The 4738-nt window shown below is 73.5% G+C and carries 6 protein-coding genes and 1 pseudogene; 5 read left to right on the top strand and 2 right to left on the bottom strand.

The features are described 5' to 3' along the window. Positions 1–76: 76 nt before the first annotated feature. The 4 genes from BI06_RS31135 to BI06_RS31120 all read left to right on the top strand — a co-directional run bounded on the left by BI06_RS31135 (position 77) and on the right by BI06_RS31120 (position 1816). Complete coding sequence (locus tag BI06_RS31135; RefSeq protein WP_043473798.1) at positions 77–511, top strand: Hsp20/alpha crystallin family protein; 435 nt, start codon at positions 77–79, stop codon at positions 509–511. 96 nt (positions 512–607) lie between these two features. Beyond that, positions 608–901: an STAS domain-containing protein gene (locus BI06_RS31130; protein ID WP_043473796.1), complete on the top strand. Its 294-nt coding sequence runs from the start codon at positions 608–610 to the stop codon at positions 899–901. A gap of 52 nt (positions 902–953) precedes the next feature. After that, positions 954–1358 carry a DUF2267 domain-containing protein gene (locus BI06_RS31125; protein ID WP_030398597.1) on the top strand — a complete coding sequence of 135 codons (405 nt, stop codon included), beginning with the start codon at positions 954–956 and terminating at the stop codon, positions 1356–1358. A 59-nt stretch (positions 1359–1417) separates the two neighbouring features. Next, complete coding sequence (locus BI06_RS31120; RefSeq protein WP_043473793.1) at positions 1418–1816, top strand: DUF2267 domain-containing protein; 399 nt, start codon at positions 1418–1420, stop codon at positions 1814–1816. Positions 1817–2182: 366 nt separating this feature from the next. Here BI06_RS31120 and BI06_RS31115 read toward each other — a convergent pair whose 3' ends face one another. Beyond that, complete coding sequence (locus tag BI06_RS31115) at positions 2183–2377, bottom strand: hypothetical protein (protein WP_149030535.1); 195 nt, start codon at positions 2375–2377, stop codon at positions 2183–2185. Between the two features lie 849 nt (positions 2378–3226). On the opposite strand from BI06_RS31115, the pseudogene BI06_RS31105 reads away from it, so the two are divergent. Further along, a pseudogene (locus BI06_RS31105) lies at positions 3227–3460 on the top strand (MerR family transcriptional regulator); the annotation flags it as partial. Between the two features lie 270 nt (positions 3461–3730). On the opposite strand, the gene BI06_RS31100 reads toward BI06_RS31105, so the two are convergent. Further along, the gene (locus tag BI06_RS31100; protein ID WP_149030534.1) at positions 3731–4432 is read right to left on the bottom strand and encodes a hypothetical protein; all 702 of its coding nucleotides are present in this window, start codon (positions 4430–4432) and stop codon (positions 3731–3733) included. Between the last annotated feature and the right edge of the window lie 306 nt (positions 4433–4738).

The following is a 4738-nucleotide window of genomic DNA, read 5'->3' as shown; positions in this document are numbered from 1 at the left end:
CATCGGATGGATGACATGCTAGAACAGTTTCAGGTGAAGCGCACTGGCTCCCATTGATCAGTGGAGGTGTTTCGCGATGCTGATGCGCACTGACCCGTTCCGCGAACTGGACCGGCTGACCCAGCAGTTCCTGGGCACGAACGGAACCTGGTCCCGGCCGGCCCCGATGCCGCTGGACGCCTGCCGTGTCGGCGACGAGTACGTGATCTGCTTCGACCTGCCCGGGGTGGACCCTGAGGCGATCGACGTCGACGTCGAGCGGAACATGCTGACCGTCAAGGCCGAACGCCGCCCCCGTCACCAGGGCGAGGATGTGAAGTGGGAGCTGTCCGAGCGCCCGCTCGGCGTGTTCTCCCGCCAGGTCATGCTGTCCGACATCCTCGACCCCGCCGGGATCAGCGCCGACTACGACGCCGGCGTGCTCACGCTGAAGATCCCGGTCGCGGAGAAGGCCAAGCCCCGCAAGGTCGCCATCGGCCACAGCGGCGACCGCAGGCAGATCCGGGCCTGACCCCCGGACCGTTCCGTGCCGCTCCCGATCCCCCCGAGGAGCGGCACGGAACACCCCGAACCGCCGGCCGCCCGCCCGCGGAGACGGGACAACGCCATGAACGCCCGGAGCAACCAACCCTTCGTGGTGCGGGCCGGCGGCGAGACCGACCTCGATACCGCCCCCGCGCTGCGCGGTGCACCGACCGCCGCGTTCGAGTCGCACCGGGAGGTGGTGCTCGACCTGCCGGAGGTGACGTTCGTCGACTGCGCGGGCCCGGGAGCCCCGGTCCGGGCCCGCAACCAGGCCGACCGGTGCGGCGGCCGTCCGGTCCTGCGAGGGGCCGGCCGCCGCGTGGTGCGGCTACTGAAACTCACAGGCCTCCACCGGCGCCCGGCCGTCGAGCCCTGACCGGGCGCCGGCCGCGTTCGCACCGGCCCGTTGGGACGGAGGGAGACACATCATGACTCTTCGATGGGAGGCGTTCCTGGAGGAGGTCCGGGAACGCGGTGAGTACGACACGCCCGGGGAGGCCGAGCGGGCGGCGCGCGTCGTCCTGGCCCTGCTCGGCGCCCACCTGGTCGGCAACGTGCGCGCCGAACTGGCCGCCCGCCTGCCCGAGACCCTCGCCCTGATCCTGCTCAACCCGCTGCAGGCCGCCGAGCCCCTCGGCCCCGAGCGGTTCGCACGCGCGACCGCCGCCTGGATCGAGGGCGCCACCGAGACCACCGCGCTGTGGGACATCGGCGCCGTCCTCAGCACCGTGGCCGACGCCGCCGGCGACGACCTCACCGGGCGTGTCCTGCTCCAACTGCCGCCCGGCTACGACCTCCTGTTCGGCCGGCCCCGGCCCGGCCACCGCCCCTGAACCCGTCCGCGCCGCCCGCCGCACCCGCCCGGCCGGCCCCGCCCCGGAAGGCCACCGCCATGACCCGGTACCGCCTCCTTCTCCAGCAGGTCCGCACCCTCGGCCGCTACACCACCGACGAGGAGGCCGAACGCGTCCTGCACGCCGTCCTGGCCGTCCTCGGCTCCCAGCTCACCGGCGAGGAACGCTGCGACCTCGCCGCCGCCCTGCCCGAGCGCGCCCGCACCGTCTTCGCCACCCAGATCCCGCTGCCCCGACCCGTCGCCGCCCCGGCCTTCGTCGAAGCCGTCGCCCGCGCCCTGAACACCAGCCTCACCGCCGCCCGCTGGGACGCCTCCTCCGTCCTCGCCGCCCTCACCGACCTCGCCGGCGACCCCCTCACCGACCGCCTCCTCGCCGACCTGCCCCGCGGCTACGCGCTCCTGTTCGGCCGCGCCGACCTCACCGTCGCGGCCTGACCCGGGACGGCACTGCCGACGCCGGCCACCCGCCACTCGGCGTGGCACGGCGCCGGCAGTGCCGTCCGGCCGGCGACGGCCACCGGAGCACAGGCCGACGACGCAGGACCGCCACCGCCGGGTAGCGGTTCGAATCCGGCGCCACGCCGGTGGTGCACCCGCGATATCCACCTCGGCCGGGTGCGGCCGGCCCAGCACTGCCGAACACCGGCTGGAACCGGAACCCTGCTGGAGTTCGCCTCCCGGCAGGGCGTCAGCCCCCTCGCCCCGGCCCAGCAGGGCGAGCGCGCTGCGCACCACGACGCCGGGCGCAGGACCGACCCGGGCATCCGGTCGGGCAGGTCCGCGAGCGCGGCCCGACAGGAGTCACCTCTGCCCGTCGGCGCCGGCTGGGCGGGCGGTGTCGAGGGCGTCGCGCAGGGCGTACGGGTCGGTGATGGTGGTCTGTTCGGCGAAGCGGGCCAGCAGTCGGCGGACGGTGCGGGCGTCACCGTCACGCACGGCCTCGGTGATCGCCTGGATCAACGCCGCCTGTCCGTTCCGGACCGTCTCCGGTGCCACGGGCGCCGGGTGTCCCACTGCCGCCTCCCTGTGCGGCGGCGCTCGCTGTTTCGGGCTGCGCGGCGGCGGCCCGGGGGGTGCCGCCGCGCAGCGGAAGACTACCTCACGCACGGGCAGCGCAAAATATATGCGCGCTGGAGTAGACATTGGTTGCGGGCGGGTCTAACGTTTCTCCCGTAGACAGCAGTCGGCGATACCGGCCAGACACGAACTGGCCGGGGTAGTTGGACAGAGTTCGCGGTTCGGTCCGGCAGTGGAGTTCCGAAGCCAGGCAGGTGCAGGACGGCGACAGGACTGACTGCCGGACCGGGCGGCCCGCAGGTATCAGGGGCCGCCACCAGCGGAGTCCCGCAGTACGCGGTTCAGTGAGTGCAGTACCAGCAGCACAGGACAGGCATGACCACGGTGAAGGCGCCCAGGCTGCGGGCGCGCGCACCGGGAAGTCCGGGCAGTGGGATTCCGGGCCGACGCAGGTGCACGACGGGCGACGGGGCCGGCTGCCGGAACAGGTGGGCCACCACCGCCACCGAAGCGAAGTCGCAGTTCAGCAGGCGCAGTACCAGCAGTACGAAACTGACAGTGCAGCCCAGAGGATGAATGGAGGGCGCAAGCGCCATCAGGATCGCCCGGCCCGTGAACACTCGCCCGGGCGGACACCGCAGACCCCAACGCAAGGACGGTGGTTTCCGGTCACGCATACGCGATCCCCGCACACCCCCGCCCCCGGGGCGGTGCGGAACCCAAGGACCGGCCCAGGCCGGTAGGTGGTGTTGTTCCCCTTCGGGGCCCCGGAGCCGACACGGCGCCGGGGCCCCTCGACGCGTTCTCCCCGAGAACCAGAGAGGTGCAGTGACGGCAACGGCCAGCCCCGACGCATCCGACAAGCTCGACGACGACCACTGCCCCGCCTGCACCACGGGCCGCGCCCCCGAGATGACCGGCACCACCCCCGGCTTCCTGCGAGCCCTCGGCGAACACCGCCTCATCACACCCCTGCGCTCCGACGGCGGACACCGCCGCTGCTCCCGCTACCAACTGCGCATCGCCATCCGCGTCCGCGACCTCGTCGACCAGGGCACCCCCGCGTGAGGAGCTTCAGCGCACTGTGGAGCGCCTTCGCCGCCTCCTGCGGTGTCATCCTGAACCGCAACGGGCCCACACCGTGGAGCGGCTCCGCCATCCATCGGATTCGCTGCTCCTCCGCGACAACATCCCGGCTCACGCGTCCGACGCCCTTTTTGCCGTCGGCGCCGGAAGCACCGGGCCGGGCCGGCCGGTCCCGTCGGCCCGGGGGACCGTACGGCAGGACGGTGACAGTTCGTACCGGCAGGCGCTCGACCGCGCCGGTCGGGATCACTCGGGCGCCGGTCGGGGGCCTTCGGGCTGCTGCTTCGGTAGGCGGGAGTCCGGGAGTGCGCAGGCGACCGCGGCGGTGAGGGATCCGGCGCAGAGCAGGTAGAGGGCGGCCGTCCGTACGGTCCAGGGCGGTGCGCCGGGGACGGGGCCGAGAGCGGGGCGGAACTCGTGGCGGGGGTCGTAGGTGAAGAGCACCGGGCGGCCGACCTCGAGGTGCTTGTCACTGGGGTCGGTATCCAGGGTCCAGCGGGTCCCGTCGGGCGTGCGGGCGGTGAGGTAGTAGCTGGGGGGCGGGCCGAGGCCACCGGTGTCGTCGGCGCCCCGGCTCCACCGCCGCTCCACGACGCCGGTGACCGCCACCCCGCGCTCGTGCCTCACCTGCACGTCGGTCCAGCCAGGGGTGACCGTGCCGTAGGTGGAAGCTCCCAGCAGCACAGCGGTCGCGGCGGCCGCCATGACGCCTCGCGGGAGGGACTCCCGGGCGGAGCCGTAGGAGAGGACCGTGACGTGGACCGTCAGGGCGGCCAGTCCGATGACCAGCATGGCCAGGTAGAACAGCCCGTCGGCGGTGTGCCGGTACACCGAGGCCGTCACCCACGAGCCGGCCACCACAGCGGCGACCGGAGCCACGGCCGCGATCACGAACCGCCCCAGGGCCCACAGGACGCCGACAACGCGGCGCCGGAACGTATCCCCCATGGCGCACAGCGTGACCCTCTGCGCCTCGGCCGACAAGCCCTCCGGTGCGAGCGGACGGAATCGGAATTCACCGGCGGCATCGTGGCCACTGCCGCCGACGTGCTCGAGAAGCCACCCGCCCCCCGCCCGCGGCGCCCTACGGCTCACGGGCGCTGCTCGGGTGGCTCGGGGCGGCGGTGCCGCCCTTGGAGCGCGCTTCGCAGGCCGGGCAGGTCGGCGAAGGTGATCTGCTCGGCGAGGCGGGCCAGGAGTCGGCGCAGGGTGCGTTCGTCGCGGTCGTGGACCGCTTCGGCCAGCGCCGCGAGC

The organism is Kitasatospora sp. MBT66 (assembly GCF_000710405.2).
GTDB lineage: Bacteria > Actinomycetota > Actinomycetes > Streptomycetales > Streptomycetaceae > Kitasatospora > Kitasatospora purpeofusca.
This window is presented reverse-complemented; position numbering and strand designations above follow the sequence as displayed.